Source organism: Marinactinospora thermotolerans DSM 45154 (genome assembly GCF_900167435.1).
Lineage (GTDB): Bacteria > Actinomycetota > Actinomycetes > Streptosporangiales > Streptosporangiaceae > Marinactinospora > Marinactinospora thermotolerans.
In genome coordinates, this window is record NZ_FUWS01000009.1 from 225,314 (window position 1) to 244,170 (window position 18,857).

17 protein-coding genes and 1 riboswitch are annotated in these 18,857 nt (G+C 70.9%); of the genes, 16 read left to right on the forward strand and 1 reads right to left on the reverse strand.

Annotated elements, in window-relative coordinates; all coding sequences use genetic code 11:
* Window positions 1-2: 2 nt before the first annotated feature.
* The 8 genes from mutM (at window position 3) to B5D66_RS17210 (ending at window position 10,737) form a co-directional block, all read left to right on the forward strand.
* Window positions 3-872 carry a bifunctional DNA-formamidopyrimidine glycosylase/DNA-(apurinic or apyrimidinic site) lyase gene (gene mutM / locus B5D66_RS17175; RefSeq protein ID WP_078762765.1) on the forward strand — a complete coding sequence of 290 codons (870 nt, stop codon included), beginning with the start codon at window positions 3-5 and terminating at the stop codon, window positions 870-872.
* A 46-nt stretch (window positions 873-918) separates the two neighbouring features.
* Entirely contained in the window at window positions 919-1,200 is a 282-nt protein-coding gene (locus B5D66_RS17180) for an acylphosphatase (RefSeq protein ID WP_078762766.1), read from the forward strand.
* Window positions 1,201-1,524: 324 nt separating this feature from the next.
* Window positions 1,525-1,719, forward strand: a complete 195-nt coding sequence (locus B5D66_RS17185) for a hypothetical protein (protein WP_078762840.1) — start codon at window positions 1,525-1,527, stop codon at window positions 1,717-1,719.
* Window positions 1,720-2,079: 360 nt separating this feature from the next.
* A complete protein-coding gene (smc, locus tag B5D66_RS17190; protein WP_078762841.1) occupies window positions 2,080-5,634 on the forward strand; it encodes a chromosome segregation protein SMC in 3,555 nt (1,184 codons plus the stop codon).
* Window positions 5,635-5,734: 100 nt separating this feature from the next.
* Window positions 5,735-5,803, forward strand: a riboswitch (cobalamin riboswitch).
* Window positions 5,804-5,899: 96 nt separating this feature from the next.
* On the forward strand, window positions 5,900-6,847 hold the full coding sequence (locus B5D66_RS17195) for an ABC transporter substrate-binding protein (protein ID WP_078762767.1): 948 nt from the start codon (window positions 5,900-5,902) through the stop codon (window positions 6,845-6,847).
* A 3-nt stretch (window positions 6,848-6,850) separates the two neighbouring features.
* On the forward strand, window positions 6,851-7,882 hold the full coding sequence (locus B5D66_RS17200; protein WP_078762768.1) for a FecCD family ABC transporter permease: 1,032 nt from the start codon (window positions 6,851-6,853) through the stop codon (window positions 7,880-7,882).
* A 74-nt stretch (window positions 7,883-7,956) separates the two neighbouring features.
* Window positions 7,957-9,147, forward strand: a complete 1,191-nt coding sequence (gene ftsY / locus B5D66_RS17205; RefSeq protein ID WP_078762769.1) for a signal recognition particle-docking protein FtsY — start codon at window positions 7,957-7,959, stop codon at window positions 9,145-9,147.
* Between the two features lie 291 nt (window positions 9,148-9,438).
* Window positions 9,439-10,737, forward strand: coding sequence for an ammonium transporter (locus B5D66_RS17210; protein WP_078762770.1), 1,299 nt, complete (start codon window positions 9,439-9,441; stop codon window positions 10,735-10,737).
* 112 nt (window positions 10,738-10,849) lie between these two features.
* Here the strand turns inward: B5D66_RS17210 and B5D66_RS17215 are convergent, their stop codons facing one another.
* On the reverse strand, window positions 10,850-11,539 hold the full coding sequence (locus B5D66_RS17215) for a hypothetical protein (RefSeq protein WP_078762771.1): 690 nt from the start codon (window positions 11,537-11,539) through the stop codon (window positions 10,850-10,852).
* 275 nt (window positions 11,540-11,814) lie between these two features.
* On the opposite strand from B5D66_RS17215, the gene B5D66_RS17220 reads away from it, so the two are divergent.
* The 8 genes from B5D66_RS17220 (at window position 11,815) to lepB (ending at window position 18,738) form a co-directional block, all read left to right on the forward strand.
* The gene (locus tag B5D66_RS17220) at window positions 11,815-13,026 is read left to right on the forward strand and encodes a LolA-like protein (protein WP_235001056.1); all 1,212 of its coding nucleotides are present in this window, start codon (window positions 11,815-11,817) and stop codon (window positions 13,024-13,026) included.
* Window positions 13,027-13,082: 56 nt separating this feature from the next.
* The gene (gene ffh / locus B5D66_RS17225; protein WP_078762772.1) at window positions 13,083-14,672 is read left to right on the forward strand and encodes a signal recognition particle protein; all 1,590 of its coding nucleotides are present in this window, start codon (window positions 13,083-13,085) and stop codon (window positions 14,670-14,672) included.
* Between the two features lie 245 nt (window positions 14,673-14,917).
* A complete protein-coding gene (gene rpsP, locus B5D66_RS17230; RefSeq protein ID WP_078762773.1) occupies window positions 14,918-15,361 on the forward strand; it encodes a 30S ribosomal protein S16 in 444 nt (147 codons plus the stop codon).
* Between the two features lies 1 nt (window position 15,362).
* Window positions 15,363-15,605 (forward strand): RNA-binding protein, encoded by a 243-nt coding sequence (locus tag B5D66_RS17235; protein ID WP_078762774.1) that lies wholly within the window; start codon window positions 15,363-15,365, stop codon window positions 15,603-15,605.
* A 146-nt stretch (window positions 15,606-15,751) separates the two neighbouring features.
* Window positions 15,752-16,264 (forward strand): ribosome maturation factor RimM, encoded by a 513-nt coding sequence (rimM, locus tag B5D66_RS17240; RefSeq protein ID WP_078762775.1) that lies wholly within the window; start codon window positions 15,752-15,754, stop codon window positions 16,262-16,264.
* Window positions 16,265-16,293: 29 nt separating this feature from the next.
* Window positions 16,294-17,082 (forward strand): tRNA (guanosine(37)-N1)-methyltransferase TrmD, encoded by a 789-nt coding sequence (trmD, locus tag B5D66_RS17245; protein ID WP_078762776.1) that lies wholly within the window; start codon window positions 16,294-16,296, stop codon window positions 17,080-17,082.
* A 151-nt stretch (window positions 17,083-17,233) separates the two neighbouring features.
* Complete coding sequence (rplS, locus tag B5D66_RS17250; RefSeq protein WP_078762777.1) at window positions 17,234-17,593, forward strand: 50S ribosomal protein L19; 360 nt, start codon at window positions 17,234-17,236, stop codon at window positions 17,591-17,593.
* Between the two features lie 74 nt (window positions 17,594-17,667).
* Window positions 17,668-18,738, forward strand: a complete 1,071-nt coding sequence (lepB, locus tag B5D66_RS17255; RefSeq protein ID WP_078762778.1) for a signal peptidase I — start codon at window positions 17,668-17,670, stop codon at window positions 18,736-18,738.
* Window positions 18,739-18,857 lie beyond the last annotated feature (119 nt).

Below are 18,857 nucleotides of genomic sequence, written 5' to 3' on the forward strand. Positions count from 1 at the left end.
CCGTGCCCGAGCTGCCCGAGGTGGAAGTCGTCCGGCGCGGTCTGGAGCACTGGGTCGCCGGTCACACGATCGGTGAGGTGGCCGTTCTGCACCCGCGCGCGGTGCGCCGCCATGTGCTCGGCCCCGCTGACTTCGTGGGGCGATTGGCCGGGCATAAGGTCACCGAAGTGTGTCGGCGCGGCAAGTACCTGTGGCTGCCGCTGGACTCGGGGGACGCGCTGCTGGCCCACCTGGGCATGAGCGGCCAGCTCCTCGTGCAGCCACCGCACCTTCCGGCAGAGCGCCACCTGCGGGTACGCCTGCCGCTGGCCCACAGCGAGCGTGAACTGCGCTTCGTCGACCAGCGGACGTTCGGTCACCTCATGGTGGACCACCTCGTCCCCGACGAGGCGGGAGTGGGACTGCCCTCCGTCATCGGCCACATCGCGCGCGATCCCCTCGATCCCGCCTTCGACGACGACGTCTTCATCGCGGCGTTGCGCCGTAGACGCACCGGGATCAAGCGGGCGCTGCTGGACCAGTCGCTGATCAGCGGCGTGGGCAACATCTACGCCGACGAGGCGCTGTGGCGCGCGCGACTGCACTGGGCGCGCCCCACCGAGACCCTGCGCCGTTCCCAGGTGGAAGGGTTGCTGGCCGACGTGCGTGACGTCATGCGCGACGCGCTGGCCGAGGGCGGGACCTCCTTCGACAGCCTCTATGTCAACGTCAACGGCGAAAGCGGGTACTTCTCCCGGGGGCTCAAGGCCTATGGGCGGCGCGGGCTGCCGTGCGAGCGGTGCGCCACCTCGATCCGGCGCGAGGAGTTCATGAACCGGTCGTCGTTCAGCTGTCCCACGTGTCAGCGCGCGCCACGCGAGGCGCGCCCCTGAGCGGCGAGCGGACCGGGGTCTTTTCCGTCCAGGAGGGAGAACGGCGATGACGGCGCAGGAGGTCCGGTTGACCGCGTGGGTGCGCGGTCACGTCCAAGGGGTCGGATTCCGCTGGTGGGTGCGCTCCAGGGCGTTGGAGCTCGGACTCGCGGGGGCGGCCACCAACCTCGACGACGGTCGGGTCGAGGTGGTCGCCGAAGGGCCGCGGGACCGGTGTGAGGAATTGCTCGCGCGTCTGAAAAGCGGCGCCACGCCTGGTCGGGTGGATTCGGTCGGGCAACGCTGGACGAATTCCACGGGTTCCTTCTCCGGTTTCGTGGAACGGTGAGTATGCTAGTAAGGCGACGCGGTTCGCGGCTGCCACCCGATGGGCATCGGGCCATCGCTCCGGCGGGGGTTTCAACCGGGGCGGTGCGACGGGGGAGACCCCCGGGGGTACCCGATACACGAACCGTGCGCTGTGACCTGCCCGGTTACTGACAGTTACTTTGTATTCCGTCCAAATCTTGACCAGCGCCTCACGCGGTGAGACTCTGGAAGGCAAACCGCACGCCTTTCTGACCGCGACACGGCCATGAAGTCCCGGCCGTTGGTCTCGCGGATCCACGTGCGTTGATCCGTGTCTGGTCACTCAATGTGGAGGACCCACATCATGGCGAAGGCTCTGTTCGGCCACGTCGGAGGTCCTGATCCTCGCATGGTTCAGGAGATGCGGCGTCTGCAGAAGCGGGTACGCGACCTTGAGGACGAGGTCGGCCGGCTCCAGGCCCAAAACGACCAGCTCTCGGCTGCTGCCACTGACGTCTCGGTCAGGGCGACGGCCGATCGCGAGCCGGCTCTGGCCTGACGTCTCCGGCGTTCACCCGCGCTACTGACGAGAACACCTGCAAGGGACGCCCCCGGGAACTTTTCGGCGTCCCTGAGCGGCCGGTGAAGGAAAAGCACTCCTTCCCGCCTGACGTTTCGATCGGATTCACCGGGGATTTACCCCAAGATCTTTTCCGGCAATCCTCGGAGATCCCGCGGAAACGGCTCCACAGGGTCACACACGTGGAGCCGTCCGCCCCGCCGCCCCTTACCCTCCTCCCGCCCCGCCGGGGGGCATCGCGTGGCGCTCGCCCCACCCGATCGGTGATGCGGCACCGAGTCCTCCCAGTTCGTGGCACCCTTACCAGGGAAGTCGCGAGTGGAGGAGGGAGACCGCGCCGTGTACCTGAAGAACCTCACACTGCGCGGGTTCAAGTCGTTCGCCTCGGCGACCACGCTGCGCTTCGAACCCGGCATCACCTGTGTGGTCGGCCCCAACGGATCGGGCAAGTCCAACGTCGTCGACGCCCTGGCCTGGGTCATGGGGGAGCAGGGCGCCAAGTCGCTGCGTGGCGGCAAGATGGAGGACGTCATCTTCGCGGGCACCTCCTCGCGCGCGCCGCTGGGTCGGGCCGAGGTCAGCCTCACGATCGACAACAGCGACGGGGCCCTGCCCATCGACTACACCGAGGTCACGATCCGGCGGACCCTGTTTCGCAACGGCGGCTCCGAGTACGCCATCAACGGCGACACCTGCCGCCTCCTCGACATCCAGGACCTGCTCAGCGACTCCGGCATCGGCCGCGAGATGCACGTCATCGTGGGCCAGGGGCAGCTCGACACGGTGCTGCACGCGGGGCCCGAGGAGCGCCGCGCCCTGATCGAGGAGGCCGCGGGCATCCTCAAGCACCGCAAGCGCAAGGAGAAGGCCCTCCGCAAGCTCGACGCGATGCAGGGCAACCTCGACCGCGTCACCGACCTCACCGCGGAGCTGCGCCGCCAGCTCAAACCACTCGGCCGCCAGGCCGAACTCGCTCGTCGCGCCGCGGTCATCCAGGCCGAGCTGCGCGACGCGCGCCTGCGCCTCCTCGCCGACGACATCGTCACGTTGCGCGAGGCGCTGCGCAAGGAGGAGGCCGACGAGACGGCCGTGCGCGAGCGCCGCGCCGCGGCGGAGAAGGCGCTCGCCGCTGCGCAGGCGCGCGAGGCCGAGCTCGACGCCGCCGCGACCGCCGCGGCGCCCCTGCTCGCCCAGGCCCAGGAGACCTACCACGGGCTGTCGCGGCTCAAGGAGCGGCTGGACGCCGTGGCCGGGCTGGCCGCCGAGCGGCACCGCCACCTCTCCGGCGACACCATCGAGGAACGCCGGGGCCGCGACCCCGAGGAGCTGGAGGCCGAGGCCGAACAGGTCCGCGCCCAGGAGGAGGAGCTCGCCGAGCGGCTGGAGGACGCCCGCGCCGACCTGGAGGTCGCCGTCGCCACGCGCGCCGCGGCCGAGGACGCGCTCAAGGCCGAGGAACGGCGCCTCACCGCCGCCTCCCGGGCCGCCGCCGACCGCCGCGAAGGGCTGGCGCGCCTGCGCGGCCAGGTCGAGGCCCTGCGCAGCCGGCTGGCCGCCAGCGAGGCCGAGGTCGAGCGGCTGCGCGAGGCGGCGGCCGAGGCGGGGGAGCGGGCCGAGGCCGCGCGCGCCGAGTACGAGGAGATCCGGGCCGACGCCGAAGGGCTGGAGCTGGGCGACGGCGAACTCGACGCCGCCCAGGAGGAGGCCGGGCGCGTGCTGGCCGACGCCGAGGCGCGGTTGAGCGCGGCCCGCGCCGCCGAGCGCGCCGCCGAGCGCGAGCGGGCCGCACTCGCCGCCCGCAAGGAGGCCCTGGAAATGGGGCTCAGCCGCAAGGACGGGGCCGCGGCCCTGCTCGCGGCGGGTGAACGCCTGCCCGGGGTGCTGGGCTCCCTGGCCGCGCTGCTCCAGGTGGAACCGGGAGCCGAGACCGCGGTCGCCGCCGCGCTGGGCTCGGCCTCCGACGCGGTGGCGGTCGAGGCGGCCGACACCGCCGCCCACGCCCTCGACCTGCTCAAGACCGATGACGCCGGACGGGCCGGGATCGTCATCGGCGCCGCGGCGGAGGGCGCGCCGCCGCGCGCGCAGTGGCCGGACCTGCCCGATGGGGCGCGCTACGCCGTCGACGCCGTCCAGCCGCCCGCCGAGCTGCGGGCCGCGGTGACCACCCTGCTGGACCGCGTGGTGTTGGCCAAGGACGCCGCGACGGCTCGGCTCCTGGTGGCGCAGCGCTGCGAACTGCGCGCGGTCACCCCCGACGGTGACGTCTTCGGCGCGGTGTTCGTCCACGGCGGTTCCTCCGCCGTTCCCAGCCTCCTGGAGGTCCAGGCGGCCGTCGACGAGGCCGCCGAACTCCTTGAGGAGGCCGCGGCGGGATGCGAGCGGGCCGCCGCCGAGCTTGAGGCGGCCGAGCGGGAACGCGCCGCCGCCGCGGCGACCGTCGCCGACATCGCGGCTCGCCGCCGCGACGCCGACAGGCAGCGCAGCGAGGTCGCCCGGCAGGTCGGCAAGCTGGGCGGGCAGGCCCGGGCCGCCGAAGTCGAGGCCGAGCGTTACGTCGCCGCCGCCGAGAAGGCCGCCCGGGGACGCGAGAGCGACCTGGAGCGCCTGGAGGAACTGGCGCAGCGACTGGCCGATGCCGAGGCCGAGCCGTTCGACGACGAGGAGCCCGACACCGCGCTGCGCGACGAGCTCGCCGACAACGCGGCACACGCCCGCTCCGAGGAGATGGAGGCGCGCCTGGCCGTGCGCACGGCAGAGGAACGCGCCCGCTCCATCGCGGGACGCGCCGAGGGGCTGCTGCGCGCCGCGGCCGAGGAGCGGCGCGCCCGCGAACGCGCCGCGCGCCGCCGCGAACTGCGGCGGCGCCAGTCCGCCGTGGCCAGCGCCGTCGCCGACGCGGCGGCCGAGGCGCTGCGGCGCATCGCCGTCTCGCTGGTCGCGGCCGACGGCGAGCGCCGCGAGGCCGAGGAGGCCCGCGCCGCCCGCGACGCCGAACTCAAGACGGTGCGCGCCCGGGTGCGCGAGCTCTCCGTCGAGTTGGAGAAGCTCCTCAACGTCGTGCACGGCAGCGAGGTGGCCCGAGCCGAACGTCGACTGCGACTCGAACAGCTGGAGACCAGGGCGGTCGAGGAGTACGGGGTCGAGGTCGACGTCCTCATCGCCGAGTACGGGCCGCGGGTGCCGATCCCGCCGCCGCCCGACGCGGCGCCGGGCGAGGACGTCGCGATCCCCTTCGTGCGCGAGGTGCAGGAGAAGCGCGCCCGGACCGCGGAGCGCCAGCTCAACCAGCTCGGCAAGATCAACCCTCTCGCGCTGGAGGAGTTCGCGGCGCTGGAGGAGCGGCACGCCTTCCTCACCACACAGCTGGAGGACCTGAAGAAGACCCGGCGTGACCTGCTGACGGTGGTCAAGGAGGTGGACGACCGGGTCCAGGAGGTGTTCGCCTCGGCCTACGCCGACGTCGAACGCGAGTTCGCCGGGATCTTCGGACGCCTCTTCCCCGGTGGTGAGGGGCGTCTCATCCTGACCGACCCCGACGACATGCTGACCACGGGGGTCGAGGTCGAGGCCCGCCCGCCGGGCAAGAAGGTCAAACGCCTGTCGCTGCTATCGGGTGGCGAACGCTCGCTGACGGCCGTGGCGTTCCTCGCCGCGATCTTCAAGGCGCGTCCCTCACCCTTCTACGTCATGGACGAGGTCGAGGCGGCGCTGGACGACATCAACCTCCAGCGCCTCCTGGTGATCTTCGAGGAGCTGCGCTCGACCTCCCAGCTCATCGTCATCACCCACCAGAAACGCACGATGGAGGCCGCCGACGCGCTCTACGGCGTCACCATGCAGGGCGACGGGATCTCCCAGGTCATCAGTCAGAAGCTCGACCGCAGGGCCGGATGACCATCGCGCCCATTATCAGGCGAAACGGGTAGAGTTGGACGGTCGGGCCCGCGACGGCGCAGCACACGCCGCGCGGGTCGACCGCGCCGCGCGAGCGAAGTCCGGTGAGAATCCGGCGCTGTCCCGCAACTGTGACGTCCGTCCCCGTAGGGGAGGGACGCGAGCCAGGTCGCCTCGCGCGGACGCAGGCGTCCACTGTCCTCGTGGGAAGGGCAGTCCGTCCGACCGGGCTCCGAACTTCCCCGCGTTCCCGTAAAGGAGTCCCGTGCGCATCGCACGCAGACTGGCGGCCGTGCCGCTGCTGGCCGTTCTCGCCCTCACCGGCTGCTCGGGCCAGACCTCATCCTCCCCCTCTCCCGAGTCCAGCCCCTCCGCGGCCGAGGGCTTCCCGGTGACCGTCACCGACGCCCGAGGCGAGGTCACCTTCGACACGGCACCCGAACGGATCGTCTCGCTGTCCCCCAGCACCACCGAGATGCTGTTCGAGATCGGCGCCGGCGAACAGGTCGTCGCCGCAGACGAGTACTCCAACTATCCGGAGGAGGCTCCCACCACCGACCTGTCCGGTTTCACCCCCAGCGTCGAGGCCATCAGCGGCCACGAACCGGACCTGGTCATCCTGGCCCGTGACGCCGAGGACGCCGCCGCCCAGCTGGAGAAGATCCACATCCCGGTCCTGGTGCTGCCCGCCGCCGAGACACTGGACGACACCTACGCCCAGATGCGGCTGCTCGGCGAGGTCACCGGCCACGCCCAGCAGGCCGACGAGGCGGCCGACGAGGTGCAGACGCGGATCGAGAAGGTCGTCTCCGAAACCGAGGAGGCCATCGGCGACGTCGAGCTCAGCTACTACCACGAGCTCGACACCGGCATGTACAGCGTCACCTCCGACACCTTCGTCGGCCAGGTCTACTCGCTGTTCGGGCTGCGCAACATCGCCGACGAGACCGAGGACACCGCCGGCGGCTACCCGCAGTTGTCCGCGGAGTTCATCGTCGAGCAGGACCCCGACCTGATCTTCCTGAGCTACCCGGGTGGACAGAGCAACATCGACGCCCTTGCCGAGCGGCCCGCGTTCGACCAGATCACGGCGGTTCAGGAGGGGGACGTCGTGGAGCTGGACGCCGACATCGCCTCCCGGTGGGGGCCGAGGGTGGCCGACTTCGCCGAGGACGTGGCCGACGCCGTCGTGGCGGCAACGGCGGAGCAGTAGGCATTGCGCCACATCCGCCCGGCGTGGCCCTGGCTGCTCGCCGGGGTGGGCGCGCTCATCACGGCGGTGCTGTGCGGCGCCGCCGTGGGGGCCGCGGGCATCCCGCCCTGGGCGGCGGCCCTGGACCTGCTCAGCCGTCTCCCACTGGGGATCGAGTCCCCGCTCACCCCACGCCAGAGCGCCGTGCTGACGGAGCTGCGGCTCCCCCGGGTACTCGTCGGCGCGGCCGTCGGGGGGCTGCTGGCGCTCGCCGGCGCCGGTTACCAGGGCGTGTTCCGCAACCCGCTGGCCGACCCCTACCTGTTGGGGGCGGCCAGCGGGGCCGGGGTGGGGGCGACCCTCGTCATCCTCCACGCGCCCGGGCTCTCCCTGGGCCCCCTGCGGCTGATCCCGCTCGCCGCTTTCGTGGGAGCCCTCCTCGGGGTGGTCGGGGCCTACGTCCTGGGGAGCCTGGCCGGCCGCGGGGGCACCGCGGCCCTGGTGCTCTCGGGCGTGGCCGTCTCCTCCTTCCTCTCAGCGGTGCAGTCCCTGCTCCAGATGACGCGCACCGAGGACCTACGGCGCGTCTACTCCTGGATCATGGGGGGGCTGGGCCGGGGAGGATGGGAGGACCTGAGGCTCATCGCCCCCTATGCCCTCGTCGCCACCGTGGTGCTGCTGTGCTGCGCACCCCTGCTCGACCTGCTCGCGCTCGGCGACGACAAGGCGGCCAGCCTCGGGTTGAACCCCGCGCTCGTCCGGCTGTTGGTGATCTCCGCGGCGTCGCTGGCGACGGCGGCGGCCGTGTCGGTCAGCGGCCTGATCGGCTTCGTCGGGATCGTCGTGCCCCACCTGGTGCGCCGGTTGGTGGGCAGCGGCCACCACGCCCTGCTCCCGATGTCACTGCTCGTCGGCGCCGCCTTCCTGGTCCTCGCCGACATCGTTGCGCGCACCCTCCTGGCCCCGGCCGAGCTGCCCCTGGGGGTCGTCACGGCCTTCATCGGGGCGCCGTTCTTCGTCATGGTGCTGCGCGCCACCCGCGACCGCGTCGCCTAGCAACGGGGCCGAGAACCGCGCCGTGGGCGGTGCGGCGCGTCCCGGTGCCGCTCTTCTGCGAGACTGGACGGGTTATGGACTACACGATCGTTGCCGTTGTCATCTTCGTCGTCGCCCTGTTGGTGGTCGGCGGCGCGTTCCTGATCAGGCCCCGCAGGCCACAGCCCCCGCAGGAGCAGCCCCGTACCGAGGAGAGCGCGCAGCGCGGTGCCACGGGAACGGCGGTCGCCGAGCCGGAGGAGACCACGGAACCCGCCGGAGCGACCGCTGTCGAGGAGCCGCCGGTCGTTCCGCCGCCGGCTCCCGAGATCGAGATCCCGCCGCCCTCCGCCGGCCGGCTGGTGCGCCTGCGCGCCCGACTCGCGCGCTCCCAGAACGTGTTCGGTCAGGGGCTGCTCGGCCTCCTGTCCAGTGACCGGCTCGACGACGACACCTGGGACGAGATCGAGGACACCCTCATCACCGCCGACGTCGGTGTCACCTCGGCGGCCCAGATCGTGTCGAGCCTGCGCACCAAGGTCAAGGTGCAGGGCACCCGGACCCCCGAGGAACTGCGCGCGCTGTTGCGCGAGGAGCTTCTCGCGCAGATCAACCCCGAACTCGACCGCGCCGTCCGAACCGGTCCCCACGGCGACCGGCCGGCGGTCATCATGGTCGTCGGCGTCAACGGCACCGGCAAGACCACCACGTCCGGAAAGCTCGCCCGCGTGCTCGTGGGCGACGGGCGCAGCGTCGTGCTCGGCGCGGCCGACACCTTCCGCGCCGCGGCGGCCGACCAGCTCGAAACGTGGGGGAGCCGGGTCGGCGCGCCCGTCGTACGCAAGGACGAGGGAGCCGACCCCGCCAGCGTCGCCTTCGACGCGGTCGCCAGGGGGGTCGAGGACCAGGCCGACGTCGTCATCATCGACACCGCGGGCCGTCTGCACACCAAGACCGGGTTGATGGACGAGCTGGGCAAGGTCAAGCGCGTCGTCGAGAAGAAGTCCCAGGTGGACGAGGTCCTGCTGGTGCTCGACGCCACGACCGGACAGAACGGCCTGCGCCAGGCCCGGGTCTTCGCCGAGGTCGTCAACATCACCGGCATCGTCTTGACCAAGCTCGACGGCACCGCCAAGGGCGGCATCATCATCCAGGTCCAGCGCGAGCTGGGGGTGCCGGTCAAGCTCGTCGGGCTCGGCGAGGGGCCCGACGACCTCGCCCCCTTCGATCCGGAGGGCTTCGTCGACGCGATCCTCGGTTCCGATGGCACCGGGAACGGCGCCTGAGCCCGCGCCGTTTCCGCGACGGCCCCTCACCCGACCGGGTGAGGGGCCGTCGCCGTTTTCCGGGGATGCGCGCCAAAGGCCGCCCGATGTGCCCTATGGGCGGGCGATTCACCCCGCCGTAACACCCGCGGCGATGTCTTTACACGGGCGCAACAACCGCGCAGACGACGGGAAACACACCGTCGGGAGGCTGTCGGTCGTGGTCATCGCCGTCGAGCCCGATGACGCGCCCGCGCGGACCGCCCACCCCGACACGCACGTCCACTCCCCCGCACCGACTACGGAGGCGACATGATCGACAGCGGCAACACCGCGTGGGTGCTGGTAAGCGCCGCGCTGGTGATGCTCATGACGCCCGGCCTGGCCTTCTTCTACGGTGGCATGGCCCGCGCCAAGAGCGTGTTGAACATGATGTTGATGAGCTTCACGAGCATCGCGATCGTCAGCGTGCTGTGGGTGCTCGTCGGCTACTCCCTGACCTTCGGGTCGGGGTCCGGTCCGCTCGCCCCCTTCATCGGCGGACTCGACACGGTCGGTCTGACCTCGCTGATCGGCACCGACACCGACGGTCTGCCCGACCTGGTGTTCGCCGGCTTCCAGATGATGTTCGCCGTCATCACCGTCGCCCTGATCAGCGGCGCGATCGCCGACCGCGCGAAGTTCGGTGCCTGGCTGCTGTTCGTCCCGATCTGGGCGCTGATCGTGTACTTCCCGGTCGCCCACTGGGTCTGGTCGGCCGACGGCTGGATCTTCGGCCTGGGCGTCATCGACTTCGCCGGTGGAACAGCGGTCCACATCAACGCCGGCGCCGCCGCGCTCGCCCTCACGCTCGTCCTCGGCCGCCGCAAGGGCTTCGGCTCGGAGTCGATGCGCCCCCACAACCTGCCGTTCGTCCTGCTGGGCGCCGCGCTGCTGTGGTTCGGCTGGTTCGGGTTCAACGCGGGATCGGGCCTGGCCGCCGACGGCACCGCCGCCCTCGCCCTGGTCAACACCCAGGTCGCCACGGCGGCCGCCACCGGCGCCTGGATGCTCGTCGAGCGCATCCGCTACGGCAAGGTCACGGCCTTGGGCTTCGCCTCGGGCGCGGTCGCCGGCCTGGTCGCCATCACCCCGGCCGCGAGCACGCTCACCCCGGTCGGCTCCGTCATCCTGGGCCTGATCGCCGGTGCCGTCTGCGCCTACGCCATCAGCTGGAAGTACAAGTTCAAGTACGACGACGCGCTCGACGTGGTCGGCATCCACCTGGTCGGCGGCATCATCGGCTCGCTCGCCATCGGTCTGCTCGCCTCCTCGCTGGCCTCCGGCGGCGAGGTCGAGGGACTGCTCTACGGCGGCTCGATCTCGCTGCTGGGTCTCCAGGCGCTCGGCGTCTTCGCGGTCCTCGTCTACTCCTTCGCGGTCACCTGGGTCATCGCCAAGGTCATCGACCTGGTCATGGGCTTCCGGATCCCCGAGCACGTCGAGACCAACGGCCTCGACCACGAGCTGCACTCCGAGACGGCCTACGCCTTCGACGACCTCGACCACATCGAACTCTCCTCGCCGACGCCTCCGGGCGAGGAGGTGCCCTCACAGCAGGTGCGGCTCTAGCGGTCTCGACGTTGATTCCGCTGACCACACCATCACTGCGATGGGGGTGAACCGGGCCGGCGCGGGGTTCCCGCGCCGGCCCGGACCCGTCCGCGTCCCCGACCGGCGGGGGTCATCCGGCCGCGCGCACCCGGACCGCGCCGAGCCGATCCCCCTGGAAGTCCAGCTCACCCGCGAAACGCCCGGTCTCGAACGCGATGCCTTCGCGACGCGGCCGGGTCCGCGCGCCGGCCTGGCGCAGCACCGATTCGACGTCCGCGCGCGACAGGGCCGTCAGGTCCGGCCCCGGGCCCTCGTCGAGCACACCGGGCAGTTCCAACCGCCCCTCGGTCACGTCCACCAGTAGTTCCACCACGACGCCTCCCGACAGCCGCAACCGCACCGGCGCCTCCTCGGCGGGGATCACCTGGGCGGCGTTGAGGGGCGCGGCGGTCGCGTCCCACGGTCCCACGACGTCTCGGGCCTCACCCGCGCGGTCGCCGACGCCCAGCGCGCTGAGCCTGCCCTCGGCGACGATCCGGCGCAGCGCCAGCCACGCCTCCTGCAACGGCGTCAACGGCACCCCCGACCACGCCTCGGGCAGAGCGGGCAACGGCGTGGGCGAGCGTGTCACGGCCACATCCTCCGGTCCCAGGCCGGCCGCGGCCAAATAGTCGGGGGCCTGCATGAACGACGTGGCCGAACGGTCGTCCCCCTCCCGCCACAGCGCGTCGCACTCGGGGCACGTCCACACCCGTTCCCCCGTGGGCCTGAGCAGGCGCTCGGTGACGCCGAACGATCCGCAGTCGGTGCAGCGCTCCACGTTGCGGCCTCCTCCCACCCGCACCTCCACCCGGTCGCGCGCTGCCGCCCACCCTATGGGCCGCCACGGAGGGAGAGTCGCGATTCACCGGGCATTACGTCACCATTCGCTACTCTTGGACGTCAACAGCAAGGCTCCACCTCTCATGGTGGGGTACATTCCTGGACGCCCGGAGTGCGCGCAAGGCCCTCGCCAGTCCGTCCCGGACCGAGGCGCCGTCCGATGCGTCCCCGTTATCGACTACATCCCGTACCCCTTGGCAGGGGCCAGGAGGCATGATGGCGCCGGCAGAAACCACCAGGCAGCGACCGCGCGGCCCGTTCGTCACCGTGGCCGCCGCGGCCGCCCTCACGTTCGGCGCCGCTGGGTGCGCGATCGATCTGAGCCACTGGCGGCCGGGGGCCGAGGAGGAGGCGTCCCCCTCGCCCACGCCGGTGGAGGCCGCCCCATTGCTGGAATCGGCGCTCGACCAGTTGGCCGAGGCCCCTGCCGTGCGCCTGCAGGGACAGTTCGCCGACTCCGACGGCCAACCGCGTGAGAGCACGCTGCTCGTCGCCGACTCGGGCGCCACCTCGGGGACGGTGGACGTCGACGGCACCGAGGTGCAGGTCACCCAGGTCGACGGGCGGATGTTCCTGTCGGCCGACGACTCCTACTGGCTCACCCAGTCGCTGTACGACAACCCCGACTCCGACAGCTACGCCGAGCACTGGGTGCAGGTCAGGCCCGAGGTGCTGGGAATCGACCCGCAGACCGTGCTGGCCCCGGCCGAGCTGGCCGAGATCCTGCGCGCCCAGGCCCCCGACGGGGGGACCGCCACCGAGGAGAAGCTCGACGGCAACCCCGTCTACCGGATCGACCTCGCCAACGGCAAGATGTGGCTCGACAAGGAGGCGCCGCACGACCTGCTGCGCATGGAGATCACCGACCTCGCCCCGACGGAGGGCGAGGCGCCGGCCATCCGCACCGCCTTCAACCTCTCCCAGCCCGATCAGGCCGACCTGGAGACGTTCTACGACGACCTCATCGCCCTCACCGAGGACGACCTCACGAGCGCTCGCGACTCCCGGCTGATCGTCCAGTGGGAGGGGGAACTGAGCCTCGACTGCGAGACCGGCGGCGCCTGCTCGGTCAGCGGCACCGTCACCGACATGTCCGACAGCGACTCGGGAACCGTTCTGGTGCGCATGGACGCCACCATGAACAACGCCGAACTCGGCGAGAAGAAGTGCAACGACAGCGCCGCGCTGGAGGCCGGCGGAACCGTCGACCTGTCCTGTGGCGTCGACTACGCCCTGGCCCCCAGCGCCAACCCGCAGAGCTACGAGATCGAGGGCGAGGCGTTGCTGTCCACCCGGGCGCTCAGCGGCTCGGCGGCGGAGGAACTCCCCGCCAAGCTCAAGGATCAGCGTGAGGCCACGCTGGCCAAGGTCGACGGCGGCGCCGGGCAGAGCCCGGAGGCCAGCGCAAGCCCGTCCGGCAACTGACCCGCTGTCCGGGTACCCTAGGAAGCCAATCCCGAGACGAAGGACGGGACACACTCGTGTTCGAGACGCTTTCCGACCGGCTCACATCGGTCTTCTCCTCGCTGCGCGGAAAAGGGCGCCTGTCCGAGGAGGACATCAACGCGACCGCGCGTGAGATCCGCCTCGCACTGCTCGAGGCCGATGTCGCGCTGCCCGTCGTGCGTGAGTTCATCGCGCAGATCAAGGAACGCGCGCGCGGCGAAGAGGTCTCCAAGGCGCTCAACCCGGCCCAGCAGGTCATCAAGATCGTCAACGAGGAACTCATCGAGATCCTCGGCGGCCAGACCCGCGAGATCAGGTTCGCGAAGAACCCGCCGACCGTCATCATGCTCGCCGGCCTCCAGGGCGCGGGTAAGACCACGCTCGCCGGAAAGCTCGCCAAGTGGCTGGCGGCCCAGCGCAACACGCCGCTGCTCGTCGCCGCCGACCTCCAGCGTCCCAACGCGGTCACCCAGCTCCAGGTCATGGGGCAGCGGGCCGGGGTTCCGGTCTACGCGCCCCAGCCCGGCAACGGCGTCGGCGATCCGGTCGAGGTCGCGCGCGACTCCATCGCCCACGCCCAGCGCAACAACCACAACATCGTCATCATCGACACCGCCGGCCGACTGGGCGTCGACACCGAGATGATGCAGCAGGCCGCCGACATCCGCGACGCGGTCAGCCCCGACGAGATCCTCTTCGTCGTCGACGCCATGATCGGCCAGGACGCGGTCAACACCGCCCAGGCGTTCCTCGACGGTGTCGGCTACGACGCGGTCGCGCTGACCAAGCTCGACGGTGACGCCCGTGGTGGTGCGGCGCTGTCCATCCGCCACATCACCGGCCGGCCGATCATGTTCGCCTCGACCGGTGAGAAGCTCGAGGACTTCGACCTCTTCCACCCCGACCGGATGGCCTCGCGCATCCTCGACATGGGTGACGTGCTCACCCTGATCGAGCAGGCGCAGCGCACGTTCGACGAGGCCGAAGTCGAGAAGATGGCGAGCACCATCGCCTCTGACGACGACTTCACGCTGGAGGACTTCCTCCAGCAGATGATGATGATCCGTCGCCTCGGTCCCATCGGCAACCTGCTCGGGATGATGCCCGGCATGGGGCAGATGCGTGACCAGATCAACAACGTCGACGACAAGGACCTCGATCGCATCGCCGCGATCATCCGGTCCATGACCCCGGCCGAGCGCGCCAACCCCAAGATCATCAACGGTTCGCGCCGGCTGCGCATCGCCAACGGCTCGGGCACCCAGGTCAGCGACGTCAACGGCCTGGTCACCAGGTTCTTCGAAGCGCAGAAGATGCTGCGCCAGATGAAGAACGGCGGTCTTCCCGGTATGCCGGGGATGCCCGGCATGGGAGGCGGCCGCAAGAAGGGGGCCAAGGCCGCGGGCAAGAAGGGCAAGAAGGGGCGCCAGCGCAGCGGCAACCCGATGAAGGCCAAGGAGCAGGAGGCCGCGAAGGCCGCCGAGCGCCAGCGCCGTCAGGAAGAGGGGAACGACACCCCGCCGCAGCTGCCCCCGGGCCTGGGCGGGGGATCCCCGCAGCTTCCGCCGGGATTCGGCGGCGGCCGGATCCCCGACCTCTCCGATTTCAAGCTTCCGAAGAAGTGACGTGACGGGCGGGGACCCCGGCCGTCACCGCGATCCCCGCCCGGGCACCGTCGTGTCCGGGCCCCCGCCCGGCGCGCCCGCGGAACTCCGTTGTCGGATCGTCTGGCACAATTGATTGTCGACTAACGGCGCGCCGGGTCTGCCCTCTACTCATCCGCGCGCTCACGTCAGGCTCGGTGGCGTGTCACAACCCCACGTGGCTCAACGCCGGGCGACCACGCCTTATTCAGGAGAAGACCGCACCAGTGGCTGTCAAGATCAAGCTCAAGCGTATGGGGAAGATCCGTACGCCGCAGTACCGCATCGTCGTTGCCGACGCCCGTACCAAGCGTGACGGCAAGGCGATCGACGAGATCGGCAAGTACCACCCGAAGGAGGAGCCGAGCCTCATCGAGGTGAACTCCGAGCGGGTGCAGTACTGGCTCTCCCAGGGGGCGCAGCCGACCGACCCGGTGAAGCACATCCTCAAGCGCACCGGCGACTGGCAGAAGTTCAAGGGCCTGCCGGCTCCGGCTCCCCTCAAGGTTGCCGAGCCGAAGGACAAGGAGGCCAACGAGGCCGCCTTCCAGGCCGCCCTGAAGGAGCTCGTCCTGCCCGGGAACGAGCCCAAGACCAAGGGCAAGAAGGCCGACAAGGCCGAGGAGAAGCCGGCCGAGAACACCGCGGAGAAGTCCGAGGGCGAGGCGTAACGTGCTGGAAGAGGCGCTTGAGCACCTCGTCAAGGGGATCGTCGAGAACCCCGACGACGTCCAGGTTCGGGCCAAACGGCTCCGCAAGGGCAAGGTGCTCGAAGTCCGGGTCCACCCCGACGACCTCGGGAAGGTGATCGGCCGCAACGGTCGTACCGCCAAGGCGCTGCGGACCGTCATCGGTTCGCTGGCCGGCGGGCGCTACGTCCGGGTCGATCTTTTGGACCTGCACGAAGTGCGCTGAACTCCGGCGCCACGGGGCGTCGGCCTCAGGCCGACGCCCCACGCCGCATGCGGTCTGCGCGGGAAGGGCACGTCCCTCCCGCGCAGACCCGTCTCCGGGTCCGCCGCGGGCGCGCCCCGGATCCCCGTCCCAGCTAGGAGAGGACCATGCGTCTCGTTGTCGGTCGGATCGGCCGCGCGCACGGCATCCGCGGAGACGTCGCCGTCGAGGTGCGCACCGACGACCCCGCGGCGCGGTTCGCGCCGGGCGCCGTCCTGCTCACCGAACCCGCCACCGTGGGACCGCTGACCGTCAAGTCGGCCCGCGAGCACACCGGGCGACTGCTCGTCCGCTTCGAGTCGGTGCGCGACCGCACCGCCGCCGAAGGGCTGCGCGGTGTGACCCTGCTCGTCGACTCCGCCGAGATCCCCCCGGTGGAGGACCCCGACGAGTTCCACGACCACGAACTCCTCGGACTGCGCGTGCTCACCCCCGACGGCACCGACGTGGGGGTCGTCGAGGACATCCTGCACAACGCCCAGGACCTCCTGGTGATCACGGACGCGTCCGGTGACGAGATCCTGGTCCCGTTCGTGCGCGCCCTCGTCCCCGAGGTCGACACCGAGGCCGGCCGCATCGTGATCGACCCCCCGCCCGGCCTGCTCGACCTGGGACGGTGAACCAGGGCTCCAGCGGCCCAGGAGGACCCATGCGCATCGACATCATCACGATCTTCCCCGACTACTTCGCCCCCCTCGATCTGTCCCTGATCGGCAAGGCGCGCAGGAGCGGCCTGCTCGACGTCCGGATGCACGACCTGCGCACCTGGACCCACGACCGGCACAACACCGTCGACGACACGCCCTACGGCGGCGGACCCGGCATGGTCATGAAGCCCGAGCCGTGGGGGGAGGCCCTTGACGCCGTCGCGCCCGCCGAGGGGGGCGCGACGCCCCGGCTCATCCTGCCCACGCCCAGTGGCGCCCCCTTCACCCAGGCCGACGCCGACCGGCTCGCGCGCGAACCGTGGCTGGTGTTCGCCTGCGGACGCTACGAGGGCATCGACTCGCGGGTGGCCGTGGACGCGGCGAAGCGCATGCCGGTCGAGGAGGTCAGCATCGGCGACTACGTCCTCAACGGCGGGGAGTCGGCGACGCTGGTCATGGTGGAGGCGATCTCCCGGCTGTTGCCCGGTGTCTTGGGCAACGCCGCCTCGGTCGCCCAGGACTCCTTCGCCCCCGGGGGCATGGAGCACCTCGTCGAGGGGCCGGTCTACACCAAGCCCCCGGTCTGGCGCGGGCAGGAGGTGCCACCCCTGCTGTTGTCCGGCAACCACGGCGCGGTGGACCGCTGGCGCAGGGACGAGGCGCTGCGCAAGACCGCCCGCAACCGGCCCGAACTGCTCGACCGCATCGACCCCGATGATCTTGACCAGCGTGATCGGGAGGTCATCGCGGAGGTCCGGTTACAGGTCGGGCCGCAATCTGTGGCAGACTAGACGGGTTGCCACTGCCGTATGCCTTTGTTCGCATGCTGTCGACAGTTGTCGACTCCCCAGCGGGGGCAACCGACTTTCGACCGCAGCAGATCCGCCCGCGCGAACCGCAATGTCCGTCGCCGCGGCGCGCAATCGATGAGGAACCGCTGAGATGCACACCGCTATTCAGGAGCTTGAGAAGGCCCAGCTGCGCTCCGACGTGCCCGACTTCCGCCCGGGTGACACGCTCAACGTTCACGTGCGGGTTACCGAGGGCAACCGCTCCCGGATCCAGGTCTTCAAGGGCGTCGTGATTCGGCGGCAGGGCTCGGGTAACCGCGAGACCTTCACCATCCGCAAGGTCAGCTACGGCGTGGGTGTGGAGCGCACTTTCCCGGTGCACACCCCGGCGATCGAGAAGATCGAGGTCGTCTCCCGCGGCCGCGTCCGTCGCGCCAAGCTCTACTACCTGCGCTCCCTGCGCGGCAAGGCCGCCCGCATCCGCGAGCGCCGCGAGCCCGCCGGCCGCTGACCCGCGCGAAACGACCCACGCGAGGAGCGCCTTTACCGGCGACCGGGGTTCGGCTCGGCTAGGCTTCCATGCCGATGAGCAACGACGAACTGGATCCTCGCGACACCGAGATCCGCAACACCGACGACGGTCCCGCTCGACCTATGGCGAGCGGGCCGTCGGAGGATTCTGGCTCCCCCACGGCCTTTCGAGGGGGAGCCAGCGGCGTTTCGGGGCCCGCTGGAACGGGCGGCGCCGGCGGCGCCCCCTTCTCCGCGGAGCCCGCGAACGGTCCCCTAGACGACGACGAGCCGGCCAGCGCGGGGAAGGGCCCGGACGCCACGATGAACGCGAAGAGAAAAGGCAAGGGTGGGGAGAAGCCGGGTTCCTTCTGGAAGGAACTCCCCGTCCTGATCGTGATCGCCCTCGTCTTGGCGTTCGTCATCAAGACCTGGGTGGTCCAGGCGTTCTACATCCCCTCCAAGTCGATGGAGGACACCCTTCTCATCGGCGACCGGGTGCTGGTGAACAAGCTGGTCTACCAGGTCCGTGATATCCAGCGTGGGGACATCGTCGTCTTCAACGGCAGCGGCTCCTGGGACGAGGAGAACACCGTCACGGCCGATCCCGCGGCCAACCCGCTCTCCCGCCTCTTCACCTGGGTCGGTCAGCAGATCGGCGTCGCCCCGACCGGCAAGGACTACATCAAGCGCGTCATCGGCCTGCCGGGTGACACCGTCGAGTGCTGCGACGAGCAGAACCGCGTCCTGGTCAACGGCGTCCCCCTCGACGAGCCCTACCTGTACCCCGGGAGCCTGGAGACCCACCAGGAGTTCGGACCGGTCACGGTCCCCGAAGGACGGCTGTGGGTCATGGGGGACCACCGCTCCATCTCCTACGACTCGCGCATGCACCAGTCCGACCCCGGCGGCGGAACGATCGCCGAGGACGCCGTGGTGGGGCGGGCGTTCGTCATCGTCTGGCCGCTCGACCGGATCGCGACGCTGCCGATCCCCGACACCTTCGCCCCGCTGGACGAGACCGCGGCCGGCGCGACGGCCCAGGCCCTTCCCTACGCGCTCGGGGCGGTGGCGGCACTGCCGGCGCGTTCGCTGATGCGGCGCGCGCGGCGGCGCGGGCTCGTGGACATCGACATCCGCGAATGATCGCGCATAGTTGACACATACCCCATCATGGAATCTGTGGGAATGCTCCGATCCCATGCGCGACATGGTCGCCGGATACCGGAAAGCGGGCAGAGGAGGCCGGACCACCGAACCGGGAG